The 26,778-nt window shown below is 56.2% G+C and carries 22 protein-coding genes; 12 read left to right on the top strand and 10 right to left on the bottom strand.

The features are described from left to right. Nucleotides 1-4 precede the first annotated feature (4 nt). The 8 genes from VNZ60_RS22400 (at nt 5) to VNZ60_RS22365 (ending at nt 11,120) form a co-directional block, all read left to right on the top strand. A complete protein-coding gene (locus tag VNZ60_RS22400; protein WP_325663152.1) occupies nt 5-1,486 on the top strand; it encodes a mannose-1-phosphate guanylyltransferase/mannose-6-phosphate isomerase in 1,482 nt (493 codons plus the stop codon). Beyond that, nucleotides 1,486-2,295 carry an ABC transporter permease gene (locus VNZ60_RS22395; RefSeq protein WP_325663150.1) on the top strand — a complete coding sequence of 270 codons (810 nt, stop codon included), beginning with the start codon at nt 1,486-1,488 and terminating at the stop codon, nt 2,293-2,295. Before VNZ60_RS22400 ends, VNZ60_RS22395 begins: the two co-directional genes overlap by 1 nt. Then, nucleotides 2,295-3,557, top strand: a complete 1,263-nt coding sequence (locus tag VNZ60_RS22390; RefSeq protein ID WP_325663148.1) for an ABC transporter ATP-binding protein — start codon at nt 2,295-2,297, stop codon at nt 3,555-3,557. Before VNZ60_RS22395 ends, VNZ60_RS22390 begins: the two co-directional genes overlap by 1 nt. Beyond that, entirely contained in the window at nt 3,554-4,963 is a 1,410-nt protein-coding gene (locus VNZ60_RS22385; protein WP_325663146.1) for a glycosyltransferase family 4 protein, read from the top strand. The genes VNZ60_RS22390 and VNZ60_RS22385 overlap by 4 nt, the downstream gene beginning before the upstream one ends. Further along, a complete protein-coding gene (locus VNZ60_RS22380) occupies nt 4,938-6,077 on the top strand; it encodes a glycosyltransferase family 4 protein (RefSeq protein WP_325663144.1) in 1,140 nt (379 codons plus the stop codon). Before VNZ60_RS22385 ends, VNZ60_RS22380 begins: the two co-directional genes overlap by 26 nt. A gap of 103 nt (nt 6,078-6,180) precedes the next feature. After that, the gene (locus VNZ60_RS22375) at nt 6,181-7,329 is read left to right on the top strand and encodes a glycosyltransferase family 4 protein (protein ID WP_325663142.1); all 1,149 of its coding nucleotides are present in this window, start codon (nt 6,181-6,183) and stop codon (nt 7,327-7,329) included. Nucleotides 7,330-7,591: 262 nt separating this feature from the next. Beyond that, entirely contained in the window at nt 7,592-9,280 is a 1,689-nt protein-coding gene (locus VNZ60_RS22370) for a GGDEF domain-containing protein (RefSeq protein ID WP_325663140.1), read from the top strand. A gap of 76 nt (nt 9,281-9,356) precedes the next feature. Further along, nucleotides 9,357-11,120 carry a DUF885 domain-containing protein gene (locus VNZ60_RS22365; protein ID WP_325663138.1) on the top strand — a complete coding sequence of 588 codons (1,764 nt, stop codon included), beginning with the start codon at nt 9,357-9,359 and terminating at the stop codon, nt 11,118-11,120. Between the two features lie 60 nt (nt 11,121-11,180). Here the strand turns inward: VNZ60_RS22365 and VNZ60_RS22360 are convergent, their stop codons facing one another. After that, a complete protein-coding gene (locus VNZ60_RS22360) occupies nt 11,181-12,080 on the bottom strand; it encodes a LysR family transcriptional regulator (RefSeq protein WP_325663137.1) in 900 nt (299 codons plus the stop codon). Nucleotides 12,081-12,228: 148 nt separating this feature from the next. On the opposite strand from VNZ60_RS22360, the gene VNZ60_RS22355 reads away from it, so the two are divergent. After that, the gene (locus VNZ60_RS22355) at nt 12,229-13,236 is read left to right on the top strand and encodes an aldo/keto reductase (protein WP_325663376.1); all 1,008 of its coding nucleotides are present in this window, start codon (nt 12,229-12,231) and stop codon (nt 13,234-13,236) included. 29 nt (nt 13,237-13,265) lie between these two features. On the opposite strand, the gene VNZ60_RS22350 is transcribed toward VNZ60_RS22355, so the two are convergent. Both VNZ60_RS22350 and cadR read right to left on the bottom strand, forming a co-directional pair. Next, on the bottom strand, nt 13,266-14,147 hold the full coding sequence (locus VNZ60_RS22350; protein ID WP_325663135.1) for a LysR family transcriptional regulator: 882 nt from the start codon (nt 14,145-14,147) through the stop codon (nt 13,266-13,268). Between the two features lie 48 nt (nt 14,148-14,195). After that, nucleotides 14,196-14,651, bottom strand: a complete 456-nt coding sequence (gene cadR, locus VNZ60_RS22345) for a Cd(II)/Pb(II)-responsive transcriptional regulator (protein WP_325663133.1) — start codon at nt 14,649-14,651, stop codon at nt 14,196-14,198. Between the two features lie 117 nt (nt 14,652-14,768). Here cadR and VNZ60_RS22340 point away from each other — a divergent pair, with 117 nt between their 5' ends. Beyond that, nucleotides 14,769-17,093 carry a heavy metal translocating P-type ATPase gene (locus tag VNZ60_RS22340; protein ID WP_325663131.1) on the top strand — a complete coding sequence of 775 codons (2,325 nt, stop codon included), beginning with the start codon at nt 14,769-14,771 and terminating at the stop codon, nt 17,091-17,093. A 25-nt stretch (nt 17,094-17,118) separates the two neighbouring features. Here the strand turns inward: VNZ60_RS22340 and VNZ60_RS22335 are convergent, their stop codons facing one another. Continuing rightward, nucleotides 17,119-18,726 (bottom strand): bifunctional protein tyrosine phosphatase family protein/NAD(P)/FAD-dependent oxidoreductase, encoded by a 1,608-nt coding sequence (locus tag VNZ60_RS22335; RefSeq protein WP_325663129.1) that lies wholly within the window; start codon nt 18,724-18,726, stop codon nt 17,119-17,121. Nucleotides 18,727-19,072: 346 nt separating this feature from the next. Between VNZ60_RS22335 and VNZ60_RS22330 the strand changes: the two genes are divergently transcribed. Continuing rightward, nucleotides 19,073-19,942 carry an MBL fold metallo-hydrolase gene (locus tag VNZ60_RS22330; protein ID WP_325663127.1) on the top strand — a complete coding sequence of 290 codons (870 nt, stop codon included), beginning with the start codon at nt 19,073-19,075 and terminating at the stop codon, nt 19,940-19,942. A 5-nt stretch (nt 19,943-19,947) separates the two neighbouring features. Here VNZ60_RS22330 and VNZ60_RS22325 read toward each other — a convergent pair whose 3' ends face one another. The 6 genes from VNZ60_RS22325 to VNZ60_RS22300 form a co-directional block, all read right to left on the bottom strand. Beyond that, complete coding sequence (locus VNZ60_RS22325; protein ID WP_325663125.1) at nt 19,948-20,547, bottom strand: DUF924 family protein; 600 nt, start codon at nt 20,545-20,547, stop codon at nt 19,948-19,950. A gap of 49 nt (nt 20,548-20,596) precedes the next feature. After that, entirely contained in the window at nt 20,597-20,827 is a 231-nt protein-coding gene (locus VNZ60_RS22320) for an RNA-binding S4 domain-containing protein (RefSeq protein WP_211462635.1), read from the bottom strand. A 27-nt stretch (nt 20,828-20,854) separates the two neighbouring features. Further along, nucleotides 20,855-21,145 (bottom strand): hypothetical protein, encoded by a 291-nt coding sequence (locus VNZ60_RS22315; RefSeq protein ID WP_325663123.1) that lies wholly within the window; start codon nt 21,143-21,145, stop codon nt 20,855-20,857. A gap of 56 nt (nt 21,146-21,201) precedes the next feature. After that, entirely contained in the window at nt 21,202-21,585 is a 384-nt protein-coding gene (locus VNZ60_RS22310; protein ID WP_325663121.1) for an MAPEG family protein, read from the bottom strand. Nucleotides 21,586-21,645: 60 nt separating this feature from the next. Then, a complete protein-coding gene (gene ypfJ, locus VNZ60_RS22305) occupies nt 21,646-22,542 on the bottom strand; it encodes a KPN_02809 family neutral zinc metallopeptidase (protein ID WP_325663119.1) in 897 nt (298 codons plus the stop codon). Between the two features lie 96 nt (nt 22,543-22,638). Beyond that, the gene (locus VNZ60_RS22300; RefSeq protein WP_325663117.1) at nt 22,639-23,757 is read right to left on the bottom strand and encodes an SDR family oxidoreductase; all 1,119 of its coding nucleotides are present in this window, start codon (nt 23,755-23,757) and stop codon (nt 22,639-22,641) included. A gap of 505 nt (nt 23,758-24,262) precedes the next feature. Here VNZ60_RS22300 and VNZ60_RS22295 point away from each other — a divergent pair. Further along, nucleotides 24,263-26,761 carry an acyl-CoA dehydrogenase gene (locus tag VNZ60_RS22295; RefSeq protein ID WP_325663115.1) on the top strand — a complete coding sequence of 833 codons (2,499 nt, stop codon included), beginning with the start codon at nt 24,263-24,265 and terminating at the stop codon, nt 26,759-26,761. Nucleotides 26,762-26,778: the final 17 nt, after the last annotated feature.

The following is a 26,778-nucleotide window of genomic DNA, read 5'->3' as shown; positions in this document are numbered from 1 at the left end:
AAAAATGCGCACTCCAGAGCCCGGTATGCCGTTGACAGCGACCGCAGTGATTGTTCCGGTGGTACTTTCAGGCGGCGCCGGCGCGCGCTTATGGCCGGTGTCGCGGGAAGGGCATCCGAAACCATTCATCAAACTCCCGGACGGCAAGAGCCTGCTGCAAAAAACCTATCAACGGGTGGCTCAGCTCGGCATCCGCGGCGATATCCTGAGCGTGACAAATCGGGATTACTATTTCCAGAGCAAGGACGAATTCACTTCGGCAGACCTGGGCGTTCATCATCGCCCACATTTTATTCTTGAACCCTCGGGGCGCAATACTGCGCCTGCAATTGCCGTCGCCGCACTGTCTCTGCGCGCGCTGCATGGCGATAACACCATCATGGTGGTGATGCCGGCAGATCATCTGATCAAGGATGTCGGGCGTTTTACCGAAGCCGTACATCACGCGGTGGAAGTTGCCAAGCAAGGTTATCTGGTGACCTTTGGGGTGCGGCCGTTGATCCCGGAAACCGGCTATGGCTATATCGAATGCGGCGCCGAAATCGATACAGCAGGGGCCGCCAAGGTACAGCGTTTCATTGAGAAGCCGGACGCAGAACGGGCAGCTTCCTTCGTTCAAAGCGGCAAGCATTTGTGGAATGCCGGAATCTTCTGTTTCCCCGTCTCGACTTTCCTGAGCGAACTGGAAAGACACGCACCCGAAATTCTAGCGCTGGCGACCGCTTGTATCGAAGCCAGTCCGGCCAGTCCGGCGGCCGGTGTCTTGTTGCAGGAACTGGACAGCGACAGCTTCATGGCGATGCAGGACATTTCCATCGATTATGCAGTGCTGGAACGCTCCGACCGCGTAGCGGTGATACCAGCCAGTTTTGATTGGAATGATATCGGTTCCTGGGGAGCGCTGCGGCAGCTGGTTGAGCCCGACGAGCACGACAATCGGGTCTTGGGCGAGGCGGTGCTGATCGATAGCAAAAATAATTACATCTATTCCGAACAGCGTCTGGTGGCTACGGTTGGCGTCAATAACCTGATCGTGGTGGATACGCCAGACGCACTGTTGATCGCCCATCCGGACCATGTGCAGAATGTGAAGAAAGTGGTGCGCCAGCTGAAGAGCGTCGAACACGATACCTATAAACTGCATCGCACTGTATTCCGGCCATGGGGTAGTTATACCTTGCTGGAGCAAGGGCCCAATTTCAAGATCAAACGTATCGTCGTCAAGCAAGGGGCATCGCTGTCGTTGCAGATGCATCATCATCGTAGCGAGCACTGGGTGGTGGTGCATGGCATGGCCAAAGTCGTCAACGGCGACCGGGAGCTGTATGTCAATACCAATGAATCGACCTATATCCCGGCGGGCAGCAAGCATCGCCTGGAAAATCCCGGGCTGCTGGAGCTGGTCATGATCGAGGTGCAGAGCGGCACCTACCTGGGCGAAGACGATATCGTGCGGTTTGATGATAAATACGGCAGGTGCAAGTAATGCTGCAGACAAAGACGCACACCCTCTTGCGCTCCTTGTGGCATTACCGCGGATTCATGGTCGGTAGCGTCAAGCGCGAGTTTCAAGCGCGTTATCGCAATTCAATGCTGGGCGCGGCCTGGATGGTGCTGAATCCGCTGGCAATGATTGTCGTCTACACGGTGATTTTCTCGCAACTGATGCACGCGCGCCTGCCGAATGCGAGTAGTCAATTTGGCTACGGCATTTATCTGTGTGCGGGTTTGCTGACCTGGGGATTTTTTACCGACACCGTTTCGCGCCTGCAGAATGTCTTCCTGGAAAACGGCAACCTGATCAAGAAGCTGAATTTCCCGCGCATCTGCCTGCCCGTCATTACGGTAATGAACGCCGGTTTGAATTTTTCCATCATCTTTGGTCTGTTCCTCGGATTCCTGCTCATCTCCGGCAATTTTCCGGGCTGGGTGTTCTTTGGCATGCTGCCGCTGCTGCTGATTCAAGTGCTGTTCTCCATCGGTCTTGGCATTGTGCTCGGTGTGTTGAACGTGTTCTTCCGCGATATCGGTCAGTTGTTTGGCATCGTGCTGCAATTCTGGTTTTGGTTTACGCCCATTGTGTATACGGTTTCGACCTTGCCTGAGAGAGTTCAAGTCTTGCTTAAATTTAATCCGATGACAGCGCTGATGGTTGCCTATCAGGGGATTTTCGTCAGCGGCGTCTGGCCGCAGTGGAGTGCATTGTGGGCAGTGACATTATTGAGTATCGCCTTGTGCGTTTTTGGCATGCTGTTGTTCCGTCGGCACGCAGGTGAAATGGTGGATGAGCTCTGATGGGTAAAGTAACGGTTAAAGCTTTAGGCAAAGCCTACAAGACATACGACGGGCGCTGGGCGCGCCTGGCCGAATGGATCTTGCCGTTTGCCAGGCAGCGGCATCAATTGCATTGGGTGTTGCAAGACATCGGCTTTGAGCTGCAGGCTGGCGAGGCCGTCGGCATTGTGGGCATCAACGGCGCTGGCAAAAGCACTCTTTTGAAATTAATCGCCGGCACCACCCAGGCCACTACCGGTAACGTCGCGATTCAGGGACGAGTGGCGGCACTGCTGGAACTCGGCATGGGTTTTCATCCGGATTTCAGCGGCAGGCAGAATGCCGTCATGGCTGGCCAGTTGCAGGGCATGAGCGGCGCTGAAATCGAAGCGCTGATGCCGGCTATCGAGGCCTTCGCCGAAATCGGCGAATACATAGACCAGCCGGTCCGGACTTACTCTAGCGGCATGCAGATGCGGCTAGCCTTCAGTGTGGCTACCGCCAGCCGGCCGGACGTATTGATTGTCGATGAAGCCTTGTCTGTCGGTGACGCGTATTTCCAGCATAAGAGTTTTGAACGTATCAGGGAATTTCGCCGCGCCGGCACTACCTTGCTGATCGTCTCGCACGATCGCTATGCGATACAGACCATTTGCGACCGCGCCATCTTGCTTAATCGCGGCAAGCTGGAGATGCAGGGCGATCCGGTGGAAGTAATGGATTTTTATAATGCCATGCTGGCCGAACGAGAACAGCAAACGGTCAGGCAGGAGCGTCTGGCCGATGGCAGGTTAAGAACCATCTCCGGCACCGGTGAAGCCAGCATTACATCGGTAACCTTGCTCGACGATGCAGGCAAACATCTTGAGGTGATTGAAGTTGGCGCCCATGTCACGCTGGAAGTCCGGGTTGCCATCAACGCTCCGGTAGCGCGTCTGGTCATGGGTTATATGATCAAGGACAAGCTGGGGCAATCGATCTTCGGCATCAATAGCCACCGGCTCGACATGCCGCAGACCGATTTGCTGCCAGGCGAGGACCTGGTATATCGCTGCCGCTTTCCGATGAATCTGGGCAAGGGTAGTTATTCGGTGGCGATTTCCTTGTCGCGGCTGGATTCGCATCTCGATACCAACTACGAGTGGCGTGATTACAGCGTTATTTTCCATGTAATCAATACGCGCCATGCCGATTTTGTCGGCTGCGCCTATCTGGACGCCGAGATGGCGATAGAGCGGTCTCTCCACTGTGCAAATTCAAGCAAAGACGAGGTGGTGTCATGACCAGACTCTTGGTCGATTGTACTTTTGTATTTAATCATCCTGAACTGAACACCGGGATACAGCGTGTCGTGCGTAATATCATCAATCATTTCCCGTCGCTGCGGGATGAAGTTGCTTGTGTCCCCATCATATTTAAGCAGGGGGAAATGCTGGAGGTAAAAAAGTTAGCTCCGAAATACGCGGATGCCTGGTACGGCCGCTGGCACTGCAGACTGGAGGCGCTGGCGCAAAAATTTGCGCACAAGTTAACACAGATACGGCTTCGCTACTGGCGGATGCATGCACGTCTGTTTCGTTGGCTGCCATGGAGTCCTCCGCGCATTGTGCAAAGAGCTGCTAATTTGGGGTTTCACGTGCTTAGCATGTCGTTTATCCTGCCTTTATATTTTGTTGAGTGGATCCTGGAGAAAATCGAAGATCGGTCGCGTACCGTCGGTCTGGAATGTCGTGCTGACGATATTTTGGTGTTGTTGGATTCATCTTGGCATACAGATTTTTTCCCCATAGTCGAGAAACTGCAGCGGCAGGGAATGCCGATAGTCTCAGTGATCTATGATCTTATTCCATTGACGCATCCACAATTCTGCGACAATTCTCTGGTGCAGGTATTCGATCGCTGGTTTGACTGGATTTCGAATACAGCAAACGGATTCATCGCAATATCGGGCACCATCCGCGATGAGGTGCGCGACGAGGTGCAACGACGTTTGGGGCATGAACGTGCCGCCAGCCGCTGGTTCGATTTCTTTCATCTTGGCTCAGAGCTTGACCGGCTCAATGAGAGCAGCTCAGTGCGTCCTGCAGTGAAAAAATTATTCACTTCCGGCCGCGCTATCTATCTGATGGTCAGCACCATCGAGCCGCGCAAGAATCACGCATATCTGCTGGACGCTTTTGAGCACCTCTGGCAAGAGGGCAGCGATGTCATATTGTGTTTTATCGGGCGCATAGGATGGAAGAATGAGCGTCTGATCGAGCGTGTAAAAAAACATCCACAACTGAAACAGCGCTTATTCATGTTCAACGATCTCAGCGATGTTGAACTGGAATATTGCTATAGCCGCGCGCGAGCGCTGGTTTTTCCGTCGTTTGCAGAAGGCTTCGGTTTGCCGCTGGTTGAAGCCATGCAACGCGGCTTGCCGGTGATGGCGAGCGAGATTCCGGTGTTTCACGAAATTGGAGGTGAATTTGTCAGTTATTTCGATTTGAGCCAGCCGGAATCGCTGGCTGCACAGATTCGACAATTTGAAGCCCATGGCATTTTCCCGGCGACGAGACAGGTGGCGGACTGGTCCTGGCTGAACTGGGAGGATTCTGCGCGTCAACTGGTGAAACGGGTTATGCATCAGGTAGAAACGCAACAGCACGCGCAAAGCAGCTATGAAACTGACCATTGCGCTGAATAGCAGAATCCTGCTCGCGCCGCGCACCGGCATCGGCAACTATGTTGCCGAGCTGGCGCAGGCCTTGCAGCAAGACCCTGATCTGGGTATGCATTTTTTTTATGGTTCGCGCTGGCGGGACGCGCTCGCTAGCGTACCGATGCCGGGTTATTCGCGCTGGGCCGGGATTGCCAAGCGGCTGCCAGCCGCCTACAGTTTGCGGCGGATCTTTGAACAAAAATACTTTAACCGCGGCGTGCACAAGCTGCGTCCGGACGTGTATCACGAACCCAGTTTATGGCCGCTCGATTTCGACGGACCAACGGTGATGACGGTGCATGATTTGACGCATATCCATTACCCGCAAACTCAGCCTAAAGATCGCCTGAAGGAAATCGAGCGCAGGCTGCCTTCGGCGTTGACGCGTGTCAGCCGGATCTTGGTTGATTCGGAATTTATCGGACATGAGATCAAGCAGCATTTCGGTTTGCCGGCGCAAAAGGTGGTGGTGGCGCCGCTAGCCTGTTCCGCTATCTTTCAACCTCGGCTTGAACAGCAGTTGGCGGTTCGTCTCAATAAACTGGGTTTGAATTACCGCGGTTTTATCCTGTCGGTCGGCACCCTTGAACCGCGAAAAAATCTGTTGCTGACGCTGAGAGCGCACGCGCGTTTGCCGCCACTTTTGCGGACCCGTTTCCCTTTGCTGGTAGTCGGTATGCCGGGATGGCAGACGGAGCAACTGAGCGGCGAGTTGTCGCAAGCGGTCAGCTCCGGTCATGTGCGTGTGGCAGGTTATCTGGATCAGGCGGACCTGGCTTGCGTCACGGCGGCAGCCAAAATCATGGTGTTTCCCTCCCTGTATGAAGGTTTTGGTTTGCCGGTGCTGGAAGCGATGGCCAGCGGCACGCCGGTGATTGCATCCGATCGCGCCAGTCTGCCGGAAGTGGCTGCCGCCGCCGCTGCCTATGTCGATCCGCAAGATGAGACAGGATTGACGGAGCAGATGCGCCGGCTGATCGAGGATGACCGCGCCTGGATGGCGCGACGCATTGCGGGTTTGGAGCGATCCGTGCAATTTTCCTGGAAAAAATGTGCGGCCATCACTGCCGAAGTGTATCGGCAGGTCGCTGCTTGTTGAGCAATGCTAGACGTTGTTGGTGCAGGTAGTTTGTACAAATAGAAAATAGCCTTTCACTTCTTGTTGCAACAGAAGATGGGGCAGATTACGAGAGGAGTGTGCAATGCGGGTTCTTCATTTCTACAAGACCTATCAGTCGGAGTCGTACGGCGGAATCGAGCAAACCATTTATCAATTGTGTAAATGTTCGCCGGCCAGCGGAGTCGAGAGCGAAGTATTGACGCTGAGCGATAACCCGGATCCGGCGGAATTGATGTACGAAGGGCATAAGGTGCATCGGGTCAAGCTTGACCTGCAGATCGCTTCGACCGGATTTTCGTTTGCGGCTCTCAAGCGTTTCGCTCAGCTCGCGGCCGAGGTCGATATCGTGCATTACCATTTTCCATGGCCGTTCATGGATTTCGCCCATTTCATTACCCGCATGAATAAGCCGAGCGTGGTTACCTATCACTCCGACATCGTGCGTTACAAAACACTGTTGCAATTATATCGGCCGCTGATGCACCGCTTCCTTGACAGTGTCGATGCGATCGTCGCTACTTCTCCGAATTATCTGCAAACCAGTTCGGTGCTGGCCGGATATAAAGACAAGACGGAGGTGATTCCCATCGGTCTCGACAAGAATAACTATGCAGCGCCGTCAGCGGCACGAATGGACGAATGGCAAAAACGGATTGGCGGGAAGTTCTTCTTGTTTGTCGGCGCCATCCGTTATTACAAAGGTTTGCATATTCTGCTGGACGCCGCGCGCGGAACCGATTACCCGATCGTGATTGTCGGCGCGGGGCCGATTGAACAGGAGTTGAAACAGCGCGCCGAAGAGCAGGGCTTGCGCAACGTAATTTTCCTGGGCATCGTCAGCGATGAAGACAAAGTCGCGTTGCTGCAGTTGTGTTACGCCCTTGTGTTCCCGTCGCATTTGCGTTCGGAGGCGTTTGGCATCTCCCTGCTGGAAGGAGCGATGTACGGCAAACCAATGATTTCCAGTGAGATCGGCACTGGCACCAGTTACATCAACAACCACGGCGAAACCGGCTTGGTGGTCCCTCCCAGCGATCCGGACGCGTTCCGGCTGGCGATGCAGCAATTATGGGATAACCCGCAATTGGCGCAGACGATGGGGGCACGCGCGCAAGCACGCTACCAGAAATTGTTTACGGCAAGGGTGATGGGGGAGAGTTATGCGACGCTCTACCATGACGTGTTGGCAATGCACGGACAGACGGAAAAGCGCGTAAGTCTAGGGACTTGAATAGTCTGATAAGTTGTTGTTTTAGCAGGTTGTGATACGATCATTTAATAGTAAAGCTATTAAAATTATATTTTAATAGACATTAACTATTGAAAACAATAGATTACATTCACATCCTGGTCCCAGTCTGGACACAGCTATTCGTATGTCGCTAAATCGTTTATTTTGGCTGATTTCCATTTTGCTGATGCTGCTTTTTCTGACCTTGATCGGCAGAATTGTGAACAGCGAATGGTCTGCGTACCAACGCAGTACGAAAAGCATGCCGGCAATCAAGAATTTTCGGCTTGCGTTGGTAGCCGAGGAAAAGCTGATAGCGGAACGTGGCCTGACCAGTTCGCTATTGAAGCAAAAATCTGACGACCCCACACGAGTGTTTGCCCGACTAGAGTTGGCGCGGGTCGCGGGTGATCAATCGCTGGCGATTTTGCAGCAGGCTTTGCAAGCGCAATCCGCTCCATGGCTGGGGCCGGTGACTGCTCACGTAAATTCGACAAGGCAGGCACTGGCAACGGCGCGCAAGAGGGTTGATTTTCTGCTGGCTCAGCCGAGTTGGCGCCCCGATACGGAAACCATCGGCGCCGCAGTGGCAATGATGGCGCAGTCAGTCGATAATTTTTCCCCCGTAATTGTCGCCCTGTCCGACAACGCCGCGCAGGCGGACCCACAGTTTCGCGACGGCTTGGAGAGCGCTCAACTGACCTCTGGCATGCGCAACATTGCAGGTCAGCTGGGCGCAATCTTTATCGCTCCGGTGATTACGCAACGGCCCCTGACCGCCCATGAAGTCTACGCATTTTATAAATTGTCAGGTCAGATTGAGCAGCTATATTCGGTGATTGAACTGCAGTTACGCACTTATCGTCATCGGCCGGCTTTCAAGATGGCTTTGGATACGGTGCGCGATCAATATCTTGACGGTGGCTTGGGTATTCTCAAGGAACTGTTCGCCGTCGGGCGTCGCTCGGGAGACTACGGCATGAGTGCTAATGAGGTGATTACTCGCTACGGACCGAGAATGGCGGTGATTCCGCAGCTGCGCGATCTTATCCTGGAAGAGATGCTTCACCAGGCCGAATACCGCAACCGGCGGGCCGCCTATTTTTTACTGGCCGTGAGCATCCTGGCTGCGGCTGCCTTCGCCATCTTTGTGCTGTTGATGCGAGTGATACGGCAGCGCGTTCTGCGCCCGATTCTTGACGCCACGGCATTGTTCGTGTCGCTGGCCGACGAGCGCTTCAGCAGCGCAATTCCGATTCCGCGCTATGACGATGAGATCGGCGCCATGATGCGGGCGATTCATGTATTGAAGGCGCGTAGCCTTGAAAAAATTCATCTCGAAAAACAACGCGAGGAGATGATTGCGCAGTTGCAGACCTTGTCCGATACCGACTTCCTGACCGGCTTGCTGAATCGCCGCGCTTTTTTTAACCAAGGTGAGCAGCAATTTGGCATTGCTCAGCGCTATCGGCGGCAGTTGACGCTGATCCTGATGGACGTTGATCATTTCAAGAAAGTCAATGATCAGCATGGGCATCAGGCAGGCGATCAGGTGCTGCGCGTAGTGGCCGATCTGTGTCGCCGGCATCGCCGCAAGGTCGATCTGCTGGCACGTTATGGCGGCGAAGAGTTTCTCTTGATGCTACCTGAAATCGACTTGTATCAAGGGCTTGCCGTGGCAGAGAAATTGCGCAGCGCTATCGATGCTCGTCATTTTCACCTGGACGATGGTGCTATGGTCAAGGTAACCGCCAGTTTTGGCGTGGCAGCGTTTGAGCAGGACCATAATCTTGAAAACTTGATCGTGCGCGCCGACGGCGCGTTATACAGAGCCAAGAACGGTGGCCGCAACACAGTCGTGACATCGGCGCAGGAGATGGATCTGACGCGGCGCCCGGTTGCGCCGCTAGCCTCCCTCTCCTGCATGACGGTGGCGCCGGGCGGCGAATAGGAGGAAGTTTGATTTCCATGTGGAAATTTTTCCGGTTTAGTTTGATAGAATGGCGGGCTAATCTTCGGAGACATGGATGCATAAATTCCCTTTTTTCCTTACCGTACTTCTTACATTTTTTCTGGCGCCGTTCAGTCACGCTGCAACCCCGCAGCAGCAACTGAATGTGCTGTTTGACAGCGACTGGCAATGGAGCATGCGCCACGCGCCTGAAGCTGCCACCGCGGTTGGCGACAATCGTTACAACGACCGTTTGTCGGACGTCTCGCCGGCAGCCAGCCTGGCAGGCAATGCGCATCAGGAGCAGATGCTGGTCCAAGCCAAGCGCATCGATCGCAGCAAGCTGAGCGGCCAGGATCTGCTGTCTTACGATCTGTTCATCTATGAAAAACAGAAAAACATCCAGGCCGCCAAATTTTATCCATACAACCCGGAGCCGATCTCGCAGCTGAGCGGCGTCCAGTTCGAATTTCCGCAACTGGTTGCGCAAACGCCGTTTAATACCGCCAAGGACTATCGCAATTACCTGGGGCGCTTGCGGGCATTGCCCAAATATGTCGACGGCGTGATTGCGCAATTGCAGCAGGGCGTCAAAGCCGGTTGGGTGGCGCCCAAAGTCACCATGAGCGTGGTTCCCGGGCAGCTGCAGGAATTTGTCGCCAAGCTCGACAGCAGCCCATTGGCGGCCCCGTTCAAAGACATGCCTGCATCGATTCCAGCGGCGCAACGCGCCAGCCTGACGCGTGAAGGCCAGCGCTTGTTGCAGCAAGCTGTGGCGCCGGCGTTCCGCAAGCTGGATGCCTACATCAGCGATAACTACCTGCCGGCTTGCCGCGATAGCATCGCGGCCTCGGGTTTACCCGGCGGCGCGGCGTATTACGCGTACAAGGTCAAGGAAAATACAACCACCAGCATGACGCCGCAGGAAATCCATGAGGTCGGCTTGCAGGAGGTGGCGCGGATTCAAGCAGAAATGAAGTTGGTGATGCAACAAACCGGTTTCAAAGGCACGTTCGCAGAATTCATCACTTTCCTGAATACCGATCCACGTTTCTATTACACCAAACCGGAAGACCTGCTGGCCGGTTACAAGGACATCATCAAAAAATCTTCTGCGCAGTTGCCGCGTTTTTTTGCCGATATTCCGCGCGCCGCGGTCGATGTGAAGCCGGTGCCGGAAGTGGGAGCCGAGAACCAGGCGGGCGCCTATTACGAACCGGGCACGCCGGACGGTTCACGGCCAGGGTATTTTGTCGCCAACCTGTCGAAGCTGGATTCGCGTCCCAAATGGGAAATGGAAACTTTGACTTTGCATGAATCGGTGCCGGGCCATCACTTGCAGACCGCGCGCGCCCACGAAATCAAAGGTTTGCCTGAGTTCCGCCGCTTCGGCTGGTATGTCGCGTTCGGCGAAGGCTGGGCGCTGTATGCTGAAAGCCTGGGCGGCGAAATGGGTTTCTATACCGATCCTTATTCGAAATTCGGGCATCTCAACGACGAGCTGTTCAGGGCTGCCCGCCTGGTGGTGGATACCGGCATGCATGCACTTGGCTGGACGCGGCAACAGGCGATTGACTATATGAATGTGAATACAGCCAATCCACCGCACGACAACCAGGTTGAAATCGATCGTTACATCGTCGATCCCGGCCAGGCTCTGGGCTATAAGATCGGCCAGTTGAAAATCAAGGCCTTGCGTGAAAAAGCGCAGCAGCAGTTGGGCAGCAAATTTGATCTGCGGCGCTTTAATAATGCGGTCATCGACAACGGCGCTTTGCCGCTGGAGATGCTGGAAACGCAGATAAACAGCTGGATTGCGCAGCAGGCAGCCTCTGCCTAGTTTCTCAATGACTGAGCCGACTCTGAAGGGTTGGCTCAGTTCAGTTCAGTTCAGCTCAGTTCAGCTATAGCGAGCAGCCAGCAATTTCGCGATCCAGTCGACAAACACCCGCACTCGCGGCGACAGATGTTTGTTGTGCGCATACACCACGGATATCGGCAGTGGCGCCGGTTTGAAATCCGGCAGCACTTCTTCAACGGCGCCGCTCTTCAGCAATTCTTCCAAACCAAAGCGCGGCGCTTGTATCAACCCCAAGCCGGCGCTGCAACTAGCCAGGTAAGCATCCGAACTGGCCACCGAAATCAGGCTTGGAAGTTTCAGAAAACGCGGCTCGCCATCCTCCATGTATTCCCAGCCCAGATCGCGTCCGGTACGGCTGGAAAAGAAATTGACCACCACGTGATGCTGCAAATCGCTCAAGGTTTGCGGCCGGCCGTAGCGATCCAGATAGGATTTGGCGGCGCAGTTGATCTGCTCCAAGCTGCCGATGCGACGCGCGATCAGACTTGAATCGCTGAGCGCGCCGACCCGTACCACACAGTCAACCGCTTCGCCAATCAGGTCGACAAAACGATCGGTGGCGCTCAGCTTGAGCCGCAGATTCGGCTGCAGCGCAAAAAAATCGGGCAGCGCAGGAATCACCACCATATGCGCCAGGCGCTCGGGCAGATCGACCCGGATCACGCCGCGCGGCTGTAGCTGGTCGCGTTGAAACAGGGCGTCGACATCTTCGAATTCGGCCAATAATCGCGTGCAGCGATCGAAGTAGGTGATGCCTTCATCGGTCAGCGTCACCTTGCGCGTGGTTCGCTGCAACAGACGCACCCCGAGGTGCTTCTCCAGCGCCTGGACCGCGTTGGTGACGGTGGCCGGCGGCAGGTTCAACTGCTCGGCCGCGCGGCTGAAGCTGCCCAATTCAGCGACGCGCGAGAAAACCTCCATTGCCTGAATCCTATCCATGGCTGTTCCGATTATTTGTGATTTTCGAATAAAGAAATCATTTTATGCTCATTTATTATTGAATTAGTGTGGGCAATAATGTTTTCAAGGCAGACGGATCTGGTTTCCACTTTAGCTGCCGTCAAATAAATCACATAAGGATGTCATGATGAAAACGCAAAAATTAGGCAGCACTGGCCCGCAATCTTCCGTCATCGGCCTCGGTTGCATGGGCATGTCCGATTTGTACGGACCAGCCGATGAAAATGAAAGTATCGCCACGCTGCATGCAGCTATCGACGCCGGCATTACCTTGCTGGATACCGGCGATTTTTACGGCATGGGACATAACGAGATGCTGATCCGGGAGGCGCTGCGCACGCGCAATCGCGATCAGGTATTGCTCAGCGTCAAATTTGGCGCCATGCGCGATCCTGCCGGCGGCTGGAGCGGCATCGACGGCCGGCCTGAGGCGGTGAAAAATTCCCTGGCTTACACCTTGCGCCGGCTCGGCACCGACCACATAGATATCTACCGCCCGGCGCGGCTCGATCCGGCGGTGCCGATCGAAGAAACGGTGGGCGCTATCGCCGATATGGTGAAAGCAGGGTACGTGCGCCACATTGGCTTGTCTGAAGTCGGTGCGCACACTCTGCGCCGGGCGCAGGCCGTGCATCCGATTGCGGATCTGCAGATTGAATATTCGCTGATCTCGCGCGGCATCGAAGCCGAGATATTGCCGGTTTGCCGTGAGCTTGGTATCGGCATAACCGCCTACGGCGTGCTGTCGCGCGGCTTGATCAGCGGTCACTGGGGCAAGGACAAATCTTTCTCGCCCGGAGATTTTCGTGGTCGCAGTCCGCGTTTCAGCAGCGACAATCTCGGACATAACCTGGCTTTGCTGGAAGCCTTGCGCGCCATCGCGGCCGACAAGCAGGCGACAATGGCGCAGATTGCGATTGCGTGGGTAATGTCGCGCGGCAAGGATATCGTGCCGCTGGTCGGCGCACGTCGCCGTGACCGGCTGGCTGAATCGCTGGGGGCACTGAATATTCAGTTAAGCACCGACGATCTGGCCAGGATCGAGTTAGCCGTACCAGCCGACGCCATCGCCGGCGAACGTTATGCGCCGGTAATGATGGAACATCTGGATAGCGAGCAATCCCACGCTAATTGAGCATTGGTTGCTGGCGCTCCGGCAAAACCCTAAAGTTTGAGTTGAAGGAAATCGAGAAAGCATGTGATGCGCCGCGCCAGCTGGGTGTTCCTGTAATACACCGCGTGAATTTGCTGGCGGTAGCCATTGTTGTGACTTGCGAGGATGTCGACCAACGTCCCTTGGGCGATATCTTCGCGGACCATGAAAGCCGACAGGCAGGCAATCCCTAATCCATGCAAGGCCAGCTGGCGTATGGTTTCGCCGCCGGACGCCAGCAGCGTGGGGCTGATCGTCAGGCTCTCTTCCTGCTGCTGTCGCAGCGGCCAGGTATTCAGCGATTCCGGTTGCGTGAAGCCAATCAATTGATGTTGCTTCAGCTCCTCGGCGCTGCCTGGCGTGCCATGCGCGCGCAGGTACTCGGGGCTGGCGACGACGTGCAGCAGGCTTGCTCCCAGCCGGCGTGCATGCAGCATCGAATCTTGCAATGCGCCGTGGCGGATGGCGATGTCGGTGCGCTGCTGCAGCAAGTCGATGTTCTGGTCGTTGCTGGTCAGCTCAAGTGTAATGTCGGGATAGTTGTGCCGGAATTCGGCAATGTGCGGCACTATGCAATGCAGCATGAAGGGCGGCGAAGCGTCCACCCGCAAGCGTCCCGACGGTCTTTGATGGCGCACCTGGATAGCCTCTTCGGCTTCTTCCATTGCTGCGATAATCGTGCGCGCCTTTTCCAGGAAAAGATGGCCTTCTTCAGTCAGCTCCATGCGACGCGTGGTGCGGGTCAGGAGCGAGGTGGCCAGCTTCTGCTCCAGCCGCGACAATGCACGGCTAAGACCTGATGTGGTCTGGCCCAGTTGTTCGGCGGCGGCGCTGAGTGTGCCGCAGTCAACCACGGCGATAAAAATCCGCAGATCGTCGGAGTGTATATTCATCTTCTTATTGGTGTGCGGTGGGGAATCTGGCGCCGCTGAGCGAGTGGTTCAATGGACGCCGCCGCCGTGACTGCCAAGATTGGCGGGCGCTTCGTCTTCCATGTTGGCCAGACCTTGCAGAATGCCACAATCCTTGGCTGCCTGGCTTTTTTGGCATTGCTTGCGCAATTGTTTCAGCTGCGATTGCAATGCCTTCAATTCGCTGATGCGATCGGCAACGTGGTCGATATGGTGGTCTAGCAATGTGTTTACTTCGGCGCAATTGTCTTCCGGCAGATCGCGAAACTGCAATAATCTGCGCACTTCATCCAGCGTCATGTCCAGTGAGCGGCAATGGCGGATGAATTGCAAGCGCTCGATATGCGCCTGTCCATATACGCGGTAATTGTTTTGAGAGCGTGCCGCCAGCGGCAGCAAGCCTTCGCGTTCGTAATAGCGGATGGTTTCCACCGGGCAGCCGGCGTGACTGGCCAGCTCTCCGATTTTGAGTGAAGTTGCGCTCATGCTTGCCCTTTCCGGGGTTATTTCAAGATAAATCCTTGACCTTATAGTAGCTACAGGGTTTCAAATGCGCAAGGAGTATGCGATTGCGTTATTAAAACCCGAGTCAAGGAGAACACCATGGGCCGTTGCGAACACGACCATCAGGATCATCGGCATGGTCACGATCATAAGCACGATCATAAGCACGATCACAAGCACGATCACAAGCACGATCACAAGCATGAGCATGCACAGGCAGATGCGGGCGCGTTCGCTGTCGGTCATCAGCCATTGGCTGCCGGCGCCGAGCAGGCGGTGTTCCTGATTCAGAACATGGATTGCCCGACTGAAGAAAAATTGATCAGGGACCGGCTCAGAGGCATGGCCGGGATCGTGGCCATGCAATTCAATCTGATCCAGCGCGAGCTGACGGTCCAGCATCGTCTGCCGTCGGTCGACGCCATCATCGCCACCTTGAAAGCGCTGGACATGGAGCCGGCGCTTAAATCGGACACGCTGACCGGCGCGGTCGATTTAACCGAAGGCATGGGTGATGGCGCTTTCAAGATCTCCAGAAAAAAATGGCTGCTGATGGCCCTCTCCGGCATTACCGCCGTCGGCGCCGAGGTCGTGGTCTGGAGCGGCGGCCAGGATAGTTCGTGGCTAGTGATCAGCCTGGCGCTGATTGCGATCTTGAGCGGCGGTCTGGATACGCTGAAAAAGGGCTGGATCGCACTGCGCAATTTCTCCTTGAACATGAATTTCCTGATGTCGCTGGCGGTGATCGGCGCTGCCATCATCGGCCAATGGCCGGAAGCTGCGGTCGTGATCTTCTTGTTCGCATTGGCGGAAATGATCGAAGCTTTGTCGCTTGACCGGGCCCGCAATGCGATCAAGGGATTGATGGCGATGGCGCCGGATGTGGCGACGGTGCAGGGCGCCGATGGTGAGTGGCGTGAAGTTGCCACCGGCGAGGTGGCGCTGGCTGCGCTGATCCGCGTCAAGCCGGGTGCGCGGGTGCCCTTGGATGGGCAGGTGACAGAAGGCCAGAGCACCATCAACCAGGCGGCAATTACCGGCGAGAGCATGCCGGTGGAAAAGCAGGCCGGCGATCAGGTATTTGCCGGCACCATCAACGAGCGCGGCTCCTTTGTTTATCGGGTGACTGCGCTGCAAGCCAATTCGACCCTGGCGCGCATCATCAAAAGCGTGCAACAGGCGCAGGGCGAGCGGGCGCCGACTCAGCGCTTCGTCGATCAGTTCGCGCGTTATTACATTCCGGTAGTGGTACTGGCCGCGATACTGGTTGCCACCTTGCCGCCGTTGCTGATGGGTCTGGCGTTTTATCCATGGCTGTACAAGGCTTTGGTGTTGCTGGTGATTGCCTGTCCTTGCGCGCTGGTGATCTCCACGCCAGTGACGGTGGTCAGCGGCTTGGCGGCCGCGGCCAGGAACGGTGTGCTGATCAAGGGCGGGGTGTATCTGGAGTTGGGGCGCAAGATCAAGGCGCTGGCACTGGACAAAACCGGCACGCTGACATTGGGCAAGCCGCGCGTCACCGATGTGCAACTGGTGCAGCCCTTAGCCGATGCTAACGGCAGCCGCCTGTTGCAATTGCAGCGCCAGGCGGCTAGTCTGGCCAGCCGTTCCGATCATCCTGTATCGGCTGCGGTGGCGGCGCACTGGCAAGCATCGGGCGATGCTGAGGCATTGTTTGAGGTGAGCGCTTTTGAAGCGCTCACTGGCCGCGGCGTGCAGGGCGATATCGACGGTCAGCAATTCTATCTGGGCAATCATCGGCTGGTGCATGAGATGAATATCTGCAGCCCGGCCCTGGAGGCACGTTTGTCGGCGTTAGAGAGCGAGGGCAAAACCACGGTGGTGCTATGCTCCGCCACGCAAGCTCTGCTGATCCTGGCGGTAGCCGATACGATACGCGACACCGCAGTTGAAGCGGTGGCCGGCTTGCATGCGATCGGGGTCGAGGCAGTCATGCTGACGGGTGACAACGCGCATACCGCACAAGCCATCGCGACCCAGGTCGGCATCAGCGACGCCCGTGGCGACCAGCTGCCGCAGGACAAGCGCAACGCCGTCAACGATCTGCGTCAGCGCTACGGCTGCGTCGGCATGGTGGGGGACGGCATCAACGATGCGCCGGCGCTGGCGCAAGCCAACATCGGCTTTGCGATGGGTGCGGCGGGCAGCGATACGGCGCTGGAAACCGCCGACGTGGCGCTGATGGATGACGACCTGCGCAAGATTGCGGCATTCATTCGCTTAAGTAAAAAGACGCACACGGTGCTGATGCAAAATATCACCGTGGCGCTCGGCATCAAGGCGGCCTTTCTGGTGCTGGCCCTGAGCGGTGAAGCGACGCTGTGGATGGCGGTGTTCGCCGACATGGGAGCAAGCTTGCTGGTGGTGTTTAACGGCTTGAGGCTGTTGCGGGCATTGCGTTGAGTTTATCGTTGTTGCGCCGCTGGCGTCACGGATTCTCTGCAGACGCCGAGGATTTCGTCAGCCACTCTTTGCCCTTGAGCATCAGCTTCCAATAGATCCAGGGCATCACAGCGGTCTTCAGGAACCAGGCACTGCGGCGCGCGATGGTCGGGTCGAGGCGGAAAGTCGGCAGCAGCTTGCCGCCATAACCGAACTCGGCCAATATTACCTTGCCCTTTTCGACAGTAAGCGGACAGGCGCTATAACCGTCATAACGCGCGCTAAGCGCTTTTCCAGTACGTACGGCGAGCAGGTTGTGTGTTACCACCACAGCTTGTTTGCGGATTGCCGCCACCGTTTTTGCATTGCTGGTTGAGCAGGCATCTCCCAGTGCGAACACATTCCGATAGCGCACATGCTGCAGCGAGGCCGGATCGACTTCGCACCAGCCGTCGAGATTAGCCAAGGGGCTGTTGCGCACTGCATCGGGAGCCACCTGTGGCGGCACCGCGTGCAACATGTCAAACGGTTTTTCCTGGCGGCTGATGTTGCCGGCGCCATCCTTGATATCGAACCAGGCCAGTTTTTTTTCGCCATCGACTTTGACCAGGGTCGATTCGAATACCAGGTGTGCCTGATATTTTTTGACATAGCGCATCAGCGGCGGCACAAATGCAGCGACGCCGAACAGGGCGGTGCCTGCATTATGGAATTCGACTTCTATCTGCTTTAGTGCGCCCTGGCGCAGCCAGTAGTCGCACGAGAGATACATGGCTTTTTGCGGCGCGCCGGCGCATTTGATCGGCATTGCCGGTTGTGAAAACAGTGCCTTGCCTTGTTTTAATTGAGACACCAGTTGCCAGGTATAGGGCGCCAGATCGTAACGGTAGTTCGAGGTGACGCCGTTCCTGCCCAGGGTTTGTTGCAAGCCTTCTATTTTTTCCCAGGCCAGTCGCAGGCCGGGGCAGACAATCAGCTGCCGATAGGCGATCAGGTCGCCGTTGTCGAGGCGGACGCGGTTGTGATCCGGCAGGAATTCCGACACAGCATGCTGTACCCACTGCGCGCCTTCAGGTATCAGCGAAGCCATCGGCCGCACGGTTTTTTTGCTATCGAAAACGCCGCGCCCAACCAGCGTCCAGGCTGGTTGGTAATAATGCTGGCTGCTGGGATCGATGATCGCGATCTGTGCATTGGGCGCGCGCTTTAGCAAGCTGCTGGCAGCCGCGATGCCAGCGGAACCAGCGCCGACAATCACGATTTCATACTGCGTGAGTTTGTCGTTCGCGGCTCCTGTTGCCTGGATCGGCGTGTCGATGCTATTTGCCAGCCTGAAGATATTTGTCGAACGATTTCCGGTGCGGCAAAAGGCCAGGACCGGGCCGGGCATGTCGGCGAGTAACTGACGCAGCGCTACGCCATGTTCCTTACTGAGGTGGGTGGCGTCAGCCGGCAGGTAGTCGAAGGCCAGGCCATGCGCCGCGCAGGCTGCGGCCAGTTCGCTGCTGCTGACGTGCCGGCCGCCGTCTTCTGCATCAGGACGATTGCAAATCACCGACTTGTAGCCGGCCGCTACAATAGCGGGCAAGTCTTCCGGGGCGATTTGACCGGCAGTTGAAAATAAGTCGTTATGCTTGATGATATTTAAGTTCATAGCTGATGATTCCATCGTGATAGGCGGGTGGCACTACTGGGTGGCACTACTTACTTGGGTTTTATTCGAGCTTACTTATTCCCCGCCAAATCCTGGCAAGCGAGTGCGGCATAGAGGTGCTTGCAGTCGCGATCGTGGCGGTAGTTAATGCGGGCAAAACCGTTGGCGACGCGGGAAGGCGTGGATAATGATGTTTTGCATGCGCCTGGGCGGACTGATAGAAGTCTGGGACTGACCTTGGGTTGCTACTTGGCGGATTGTTAATAATATGAGATAAATTGGATATCTGTCAATGCTGCAAATGTTTGTATATATTTACGTCGTGTTAAGTCAAGGATGCGGTTAGATGGCAAGTCCACAAATAGAAGTTATTTTTGATCAGAATACTGCCACGTTTACCTACGTGGTTTATGCCGCGAGCGGCAGCGAGTGCGCGATTATCGATTCGGTCCTCGATTACGATCCGATTGCCGGTCGCACTTCCACCGCAGCGGCCGATCGTGTCATTGAGTTCGTGCGCAGCAAGGACTTGAAGGTGCAATGGTTGCTGGAAACCCATGCCCATGCCGATCACATCTCGGCAGCGCCCTATCTGCGCCAGCATCTGGGCGGCGCAATCGCCATCGGCGATCAGATCAAGGCGGTTCAGGGAGTCTTCAAAAAAATCTTCAATCTGCAGTCGGAATTTTTGCTGGACGGCGCCCAGTTCGACCATTTGTTCGCGCCAGACGAGATTTTTTATATCGGCAACTTGCGTGCGCAAGCGCTGCATGTGCCGGGACACACGCCGGCCGACATGGCTTATCTGGTGGAGCAGGATGTGGTGTTTGTCGGCGACACGCTGTTCATGCCGGACCTCGGCACCGCGCGCTGCGATTTCCCTGGCGGCAGCGCCAACAGCCTGTATCGGTCAGTGAGCCGCTTGTTGAGTTTGCCGCCGTCGACCCGGTTGTTCGTCTGCCACGACTATCCACCTGACGGCCGGCAGCCGGCTTGCGAGGCAACAGTCGCCGAACAACGGGCGAAAAACATCCACGTGCGCGACGGCGTCAGCGAAAACGAATTCATCGCCATGCGTAACCAGCGCGACGCCACGCTGACCTTGCCGACCCTGATGCTGCCGTCGATACAACTCAATATCTGTGCCGGCGTTTTGCCGGCGGCGGAGGAGAATGGCGTCAGTTATCTGAAAATTCCCTTGAACGTCGCTTTGTAAGGCGTTTAAAAAGACGATCCGGGCTGCTGCAGGAAGAGCAGTTCTTCAGGTGTTGACTGGCGTTGCAGGATACTGTTTCGATGCGGGAAGCGGCCGAAGCGGGCGATGATATCGCGATGTCGAATGGCGAATGACAGGTAGCCGGCAAAGCACTCCTTCTGGCTTGGCGCGACTTGTTCGACCAGCGCAGCGGCCAGCATTACCGCCTGCTCCTGGTCTTCCAGCTGTTCTGAATGGGTCAGCGGCAAGTGCAGGAAGCTGCGTTCGATCGGGCGCAATGCGCCGTAAAAATCCGCTTGCAGGCCGCGCCGGCAAAAGCCCCGCGCCAGCGCATCGAAAGCGAATGAGCGTGGCGTATTACGGTAGATGTTGCGTGGGAACTGATCGGTCAGCAGAACCAGCGCAAGGATGCCTTGCGCTGTGTTTTCCCACTCTGCCAACTGGTTTTCCCCGGCCGCCAACAAGCTTGTTTCGAAGCGCTGCTTGATCTGTAAATCGAGGTCCGGGTTTTTCCCCCACCAAAGGCTGGCTTGCTGCTTGGCAGTGACTGCGTCGTCCGGATTATTGCCAAACCAGAATTCCCTGATCGCTTGAATATTTTCCATCCCTTGTGTCCGCTCTACCTGATGATTGCTTGCAAGCGCAGGCTAACGATCAAGGTGCGCTGCGTCGGGGCAGCACGTAGATAAGAAGATCGCCGATGGTGACTTTTTGTCCAGCGTGGATCTTGCAGGTCTTGCGCAGTTCGATTTTGCCGTCGACCGCTACCACGCCGCTGGCGACCAGCGCCTTGCCGGCGCCGCCGCTGTCGCACACGCCGGTCAGCTTGAGCAGTTGATTGAGTTCGACGTAATCGCTATTGAGGCGTAATTCCAGTTGTTGCATAGTGTTCCGATGGAGGTAAATAAGTATTTAGGTGCTGCTGGCCATGCGGTTCAGCGCCAGCTGCGCCTGATCCAGCCAGACGTGCAAGTTATCCAGCAAGTCCTGCTGGCTGAACGAGCAGCTTTCTTCGCTGAACAGGCTGCCGGCTTCCAACCGTCCGAGAAAATTTTCTGCGACTTCCGCGAAGCGTGGCGGCAACACCGACAGCAGTGCGGTTTGCGCGCGCCAGGTCTGACACAGGGCCGCTACGGTGCTGCGCTTGTTCTGCAATGCGCTTAGGGCGTCGCGTAGAAGTTGAATGGTGGCTTGATGCGACATGTTGCAACTATTTAATTTAATAGATCAATCTCGATGGACAGTCTCAAAGAACAGTCTTAATGAGTCAGTCCCGCCAGTACGAACAAACCAATCGCGGCCAGGAACGAAATGCCCCAGACAGCCGAGCGCTGGGAAGGGCGGTCTTTCAGATACAGGATGGTGTAAGTGACGCGGGCGACAATAAATATCAGCGCCAGCAAATTCAGCATGTTTTGCGCGGCGTGCACCTGCTGCGCAATGATCACGCCAGCCGCAAAAAACGGGAACGCCTCGAAATGATTGCGATGCGCATAATCGGCACGACGCCGCAGGCCTGATTGTTTCTCCAGCCAGGCGCGTGGTTCGGCGTTGTCAAAGTCAGGACGGCCGCGCTTGGCGATCGCGACCGTGAACAACGGCATCAATCCCGCAATCAGTACGCACCAGTAAGCAATCGTCATGGAATTCTCCGGGATGTGTTCCAGTTTTGGGTTGGGATACGTTTGTTGCAGCCGCGTTCTTTACAGCGTCTTTACTTCAAACGTATTGCAGGATTTCACTTCGCCGGTGCTAACGCCTTGTTTGAACCAACGCACCCGTTGCGCCGAAGTGCCGTGGGTGAATGAGTCCGGCACTACATAACCCTGCGCCTGTTTTTGCAGGGCGTCGTCGCCGATCGCGGTAGCGGCGTTGAGAGCACCTTCGACATCACCTTGCTCCAGGATGCTGCGCGCCTGGTTGGCGTGGAAGGCCCAGACGCCAGCCAGGCAATCTGCTTGCAGTTCGAGCCGCACCGACATCGCGTTCGCCTGTGCCTTCGACATCTTGCGCTCGGCGCTATTGACCTTGTCCATGATGCCCATCAGGTTCTGCACATGATGGCCGACTTCATGGGCGATCACATATGCCTGGGCAAATTCGCCGGATACATGAAAGCGTTGTTGCATCAGCTGATAAAAGCTGAGGTCGATGTATACCTTGCGATCACCGGGGCAGTAAAAGGGACCGGAAGCCGTCTGGCCGGTACCGCAGGCAGTTTGGGTCGCGTGGGAAAACAGCACCAGGGTCGGCGCTGGATATGTCTTGCCGTTGGCGCGGAAAATTTGGCTCCAGACGTCTTCGGTGTCAGCCAGTACAGTGCGCACGAACTTGGTCTGCCGATCTTCAGCTGGCCCGGTGCGGTTTGGTCTCGGAGCTTGCTGCGATTGCGGCTGGCTGACCGGCCCGCCGCTCAACAGGCTCAGTACGGTAGTCGGGCTGATGCCAAAGAAATACGACGCCACCAGTGCAATGGCGATAGTGCCGAGGCCGATGGAACGGCCGCCGCCAAATCCAAAACCGCCGCCGCCACTACTACCGTCATCATCACCGCGGCGGTCTTCGACGTTGTCGCTTTCCCGATTGCCTTCCCATTTCATGGCTGCTTCCTCTGTTGATTTTAGTAGGCAATTCTAACGGAATGGCCACAACGGGCAACAGATAGATGCACAAGCAATGTGAGATATTGTAAAAATCTATTTGAAGTCCCACTTCATCTGTTCGGCAATCGGGATGTGTCTTGCCGACTCGACGCAAAGCGGAATGTAATCGGTAAATCGTGGCGCAGGACGGATCCCTTCAGCCAGCAGGTTTTCATTGCTAAATACATAATTCAGTCCAGCAAAAGCGCCATACAGTTTGAGCGCGCGCAGTAGCAGGCGGTCATTGCATTCAGGTATGCATTCGCGCATGCGTGGCAATAGGGTAGCGATGGCGTCTGGCGTGATTTGCTTGTATGTGGCGCCAATCGGTTCGATGCCACGGGCAGCCGCCAGCACCAGGTCGATTTCACGGAACGATACGCTGGAGCCGAGGCCGGCCGAAATATGGAATACGTTGTGTGTCAGGGTATCTTTTTGGGCCAGATCGATGATGGCTTGCGCGCACCAGTCAACCGGCACTACATCGACTTTTTCGTCGAGGGCGGTGGTTAGTGCCCCCAGCAATTGCCAGACCATGAAGACCCAGAAAATACTTTGCGAGGGTGCGCAGCCCAGCACGGTATGGCCGACAATGATCGACGGCCTGACATACACCAGCGGCAGGTCAGGATACGTCTCGCGCAATTTTTTCTCGCCCAATGCCTTGGAGCGGGTATATGCCACCAGATGTTCGTCGCCGAGAGGCAAGTCGATGCGTTCTTTGACCACGGCGTTGATGCCGGCGCCTTCGCCGCACGCCATTGCTGTGCCGATGTACATGAAACGCTTCAAGGCCGGCCGCCGATGCATCAGCTTGCCAAGCGCCAGGCTGCCGTCAACATTGATTTTTTCGAGCAAAGGGTGGTTCGAGAAAGTCGCGAGGGCAGCTGAATGGATCACTACCGACACCTGGTCCAGGCGCGGATCGTTGCTGACATTATCAAGTTCCGACAAGTCGGAGCAGAGGATTTGATCGACGCTGATTTGCGCTATGTCGGCTGCACTTGCGCCCAACAGCTGTAAATTCTCGATGACTCGAGCATGCGCCGCCTCTGGCGTTTCCGCACGTGCCAGCAGCAGCAGATTTTTACCTAGCCCGCGATGAATTGCCTCAACTGCATTGGCGCCACCTAGAAAGCCGGTCGCACCGGTCATCAAAATTAAATTATTCATGAAAGGCGTGTGCTCTTGTAACTTGTCTGATAGGGGTTGATGGCTGCCTGCTGGCTTATTATGCGCTGGCTACAGGTATTTTATTTATGGCGGCGGCAGCGGGCTGTGTGCCCGGTGGTTTTAGGTTTTCTCATAAGGCCGCACAAGTTTACATACCACGTAACGCGCGATTCTATAGTAAGGTTGACAAATGGATACAAAGATTTACAAAGCGTTGCATGTTGCCCGTTGGAAATCATTGTCATTTGTCGCCAAACAACCGCCTAGGATAGGCTAAATGAGTGTTTTTTAACATTTAAATTTGCTTCCCGTGAACTTTCCCGGTTCAAAAAGTGACCAAAGATTAAAGAAATGCCGGGTCAGATCGCCAGACGCTTCCATTGTCTGGCATGCCGGTTCCACATTCAGTCCGGTCCTATCTGGTCCTATCTTATAGCCGCGTTTTAGCCCGTGTCGGTTATGTTCAAGATTTGTCGCTCGATGAATCGCCAAATTGGGAGTCAACATGTTCTATTGGATCGCAGCGTTGCTGGTCGGCGCTATGGCATTAATGCAGTTGCGCGTGAACGCCTGGTTTTGGCTGCTTGCCATTCTGCTCTGGATAGCAGGCGGTTTCCGGTTTGCGGGGATTGGCCTGCTGGCAGCGATACTGCTGGCGCTGCTGCTGGTGATCCCTGCTTTGATCGTGGCGCTCAAACCACTGCGCTACGCCTTGCTGAGCCGCCCGATACTGGCAGTATTCCAGCGCATTTTGCCGCGCATGTCGCAGACCGAACGCGACGCGATCGAGGCTGGCACCACCTGGTGGGATGCCGAATTGTTTTCCGGCAAGCCAGCCTGGGACAAATTGCTGCAACTGGCGGCGCCGAAATTGACTGCTGAAGAACAGGCCTTCTTCGATAACGAAGTCGAGCAGTTGTGCGGCTTGATCAGCGACTGGGAAAGCACCGAAGTCTGGCAGGATCTGTCGCCGCAGGCTTGGCAGTTCGTGAAAGACAAAGGTTTTCTCGGCATGATCATTCCCAAGCAATATGGCGGCAAGGAATTCTCTGCCTACATGCATTCGCAGGTGATCATGAAGTTGTCGTCGCATTGTTCGGCTGCCGCGATTTCAGTGATGGTGCCGAACTCGCTGGGTCCCGCAGAGCTGCTGCTGCAATATGGCACTGAAGTGCAAAAGGATTATTTCCTGCCACGCTTGGCGGCCGGCGAGGAAATCCCGTGTTTTGCCTTGACCAGTCCTTACGCCGGTTCCGACGCCGCGGCGATCCCGGATGTCGGCGTGGTGTGCATGGGCAGCTACGACGGCCAGGAAATGCTCGGTTTCCGGATCACCTGGGACAAGCGCTACATCACGCTGGCGCCGGTGGCGACGGTGCTGGGGCTGGCGTTCCGGGTCCAGGATCCGGATCAGTTGCTGGCCGGCGATGGTGCTGCAGGCACGGTAGATCTGGGCATCACCTGCGCGCTGATTCCTGTCAATCATCCCGGCGTGGTGACCGGGCGTCGTCATTGGCCCTTGAATGCGGTGTTCCAGAACGGCCCGACTTCCGGTAAGCACGTTTTCATCCCGCTCGACTGGGTGATCGGCGGCCGCGAACAGATTGGCAAGGGCTGGCGCATGCTGATGGAGTGCCTGGCCGCCGGCCGGGCAATTTCCTTGCCATCGTCGACGGTCGGCTTTTCCAAGCTGGCGGTGCGCGGCACCAGTGCCTATGCCGCGATGCGTCACCAATTCCGGATCCCGATCGGAAAATTTGAAGGGATACACGAAATGCTGGCGCGCATGGGCGGCAACCTGTATCTGATGGACGCGGTGCGCCGGTTGTCGGCGCTGGCGGTGGACGCCGGCGAAAAACCTTCCGTGATTTCAGCCATTTCCAAATACCACGTGACCGAGCGCGGCCGGGTGTTGGTGAATGCCGGCATGGATGTGCTGGGCGGTAAAGGCATTTGCATGGGGCCGAATAATTTCCTGGCGCGCAGCTACCAACAGATGCCGATTGCAATTACGGTTGAAGGCGCGAATATCCTGACACGTTGCCTGATCATTTTCGGCCAAGGCGCGATTCGTTGTCATCCCTATGTGTTGAAGGAAATGGCGGCAGCCGGCGAGACCGATCAAGGCAAGGCGCTGGCCGATTTCGACCAGGCGTTCTTTGCGCACATCAGTTTTATCTTCGCCAATTTTTCACGGACCTTGTCGGCTGGACTGACTAGCGGTAGCCTGCCCAGCGCACCGCGTGCAGCGCCGCCGGAGCTGCGGCATTTTTACCGCGCGGTTAACCGCATGTCGGCGGCGTTCGCACTGCTGAGCGATATGTCGATGTTCGTACTTGGCGGCTCGCTGAAATTCCGCGAGCGGATTTCCGCCCGGCTGGGCGATATTTTGTCGCAGCTGTATCTGGTGTCCAGCGTACTCAAGCGCTACGAAGACGACGGCCGGCAGCAGGAAGATTTGCCCTATGTGCATTGGGCCATACAAGACGCCTTGCACCAGGCGCAGGAAGCCTACCTTGGCGTGCTGGATAATTTCCCGAATCGCGTGCTGGCAGTCTTGTTGCGTTTCATCGCCTTTCCTTTCGGGCGGCCATACAAACTGCCATCGGATGCGCTGGACAGTACGGTGGCGCGGATCATGCAAACCAACGGCGACAGTCGTGACCGTTTGACTGCCGGCATGTTTATGCCAGGCGTCGAGCAATCGCCGCACGCTTTTGGCGAGCTGGCGTTTCAGTTGATCCCGCAGGTGACTGCAATCGAAGCACGGCTCAAGCCGGCGATCCAGGCAGGTACGCTGGCGCCGCTGCCGCAAAGCCTGATCGAGATGCCGCACTGGATAACGGCCGCGGCCGCCAGTGGCGAGATTACCGAGCAAGAGCAGCAGGTCTTGCAGGATTTTGCGCGTTGCGGCGATATCAGCGTGCAGGTGGACGATTTTCCGCAGGATTTCGATCTTCTGGAATCCGCGCAAAAGCGCATGCAAGCTCTGCAACAGTCTTAAACATCAGCCATGGAATT

The sequence above is a fragment of the Collimonas sp. genome, from assembly GCF_035566375.1.
In the GTDB taxonomy this organism is placed as follows: domain Bacteria; phylum Pseudomonadota; class Gammaproteobacteria; order Burkholderiales; family Burkholderiaceae_D; genus Collimonas.
The sequence above is the reverse complement of the archived record's forward strand: the minus strand, read 5'-3'. Positions and strand labels throughout refer to the sequence as shown.